The organism is Luteimonas salinilitoris (genome assembly GCF_041300785.1).
In the GTDB taxonomy this organism is placed as follows: Bacteria; Pseudomonadota; Gammaproteobacteria; order Xanthomonadales; family Xanthomonadaceae; genus Luteimonas; species Luteimonas salinilitoris.
On the sequence record NZ_JBFWIB010000049.1, the window covers coordinates 1 to 1560 of the forward strand.

A 1560-nucleotide genomic window follows, 5' to 3' on the forward strand; every position below is an offset into this window, starting at 1 on the left:
GTCTACACTCGGCCCTGGGGTACCGGTCACCGGTCGAGTACGAGCAATGCGCCTAACCCGCAGGTGTCCACTTTTGCGTAGGAAGTCCCTGCCGCTTCGCGGCACGGCTTAACACAGGCGTTAGCCTTCTTGAAACCGCTATGATCATGACTCGTTGCCTTCTACCGCTTCTGTTAGCCGCCTCGTACACAGCCAGTGCTGTTGTCATTCGTCATGACGTTGAGGACGCGGAGTACCAGATCCCAGTATCTGCGTTCCCGGCTCTGGCGGATATGCCCGGCGAGGGCCATGGCGTCCTCATTGCACCGCAATGGGTGATAACTGTAGCTCATGCAGTCCCATCAGAATGCGAAGTAACCATCAATGGCATGCCGCGGAAAGTCGAGCACGTCTACATGCATCCGGGCTACAAGAAGCCGCCCGAGGCCCTCGTCAACGATGCTTTGGCGTCTGGTGATTCATCCAGGCTGGTGGAGTTCCTTGCGGATTCCGACGATATTGCGTTGATGAAGCTTGCATCGCCTATCGCAGATGTGACTCCGGTAGCGCTCTATCGCGAGAACGATGAGGTCGGAGAGATCGTCGAGCTCATAGGTAAGGGCGCTACGGGAAATGGCGTCGATGGCCTAGCCATTCATGCCGCACACCGTACCCGCCTGCGCCGCGCTTTCAATGTCGTAGTTGGTGCAGACTCACGCTGGATTTCGTATACCTTCGACACACCTCCGCTTGCTTTACCACTTGAAGGGATAAGCGGCAATGGCGACAGCGGCGGCCCCGTCATCATCGATCACCGCGGTCAGAAGCAGCTTGCTGGCCTTGCATCATTTGACAGGTACTACCCACAAAGTAGCGTCCGCGCCTTTCATGCTGGGCTTTATGGCCAGGTCGTGAATAGCGTTCGCATCTCCCGCTACATTACATGGATTGAACGCGTCATGTCTGATGCGCCACAGCAAGAAGGCTAACAATTCGTTCAAGCCGATGCCGCTTCGCGGCTCGGCTTAACTCAGGCGTTAGATGTTTCTGGAGATCCTCGGTGTTCGGACTATTCAAGAAGAAGGAACAGCCTCAGGAGCCGCCCAAGAGGTTCCCACCTGTTCCAGACTGGCGTCCCGCCATCATGCAACCCATCGATCAGATTGTTGAGCGCCTACGCTTCTACACTAACGGCCAACGCGATCTTGCTGTTTTTTTGCATGGAACATGTGTTGTCCTTCCTGACGGTCTCGCAGATGCTGAGGCAGAGCCCTTTGCCAAGGACGCGCTGTCGAAGATCTTCAACTACCACCCAGACATGAATCCAACTCCCATGAAAGACGGGAATGTTCTTGTGCAGTACAACCAGCCGGCGATCAATCTGGTCTTGGACAGCATCGCCGTCCAACATTGGACAGAGATCGATAACAATCATCAGCGGGCACTTGCAACTGATGAGGTCCTGATCACACCTCTCGGATCAAACGTATTTGATGATTTTGGCAAGAAGGCGCTATTTGGTCGGTGCTTCATGTTCATGGACGCACAAGAGCCTTGCGTGACTCAGATTGTGCGGGGAGA

General features: G+C 55.1%; 2 protein-coding genes. Both read left to right on the plus strand.

Features of this window, described 5'->3' with window-relative positions; translation table 11 throughout:
* Window positions 1-146 precede the first annotated feature (146 nt).
* Window positions 147-968 carry a S1 family peptidase gene (locus AB5T46_RS20360; protein WP_370565937.1) on the plus strand — a complete coding sequence of 274 codons (822 nt, stop codon included), beginning with the start codon at window positions 147-149 and terminating at the stop codon, window positions 966-968.
* Window positions 969-1039: 71 nt separating this feature from the next.
* Window positions 1040-1560, plus strand: a 521-nt coding sequence (locus tag AB5T46_RS20365) for a hypothetical protein (protein WP_370565936.1), incomplete at its 3' end; no start/stop codon positions are given.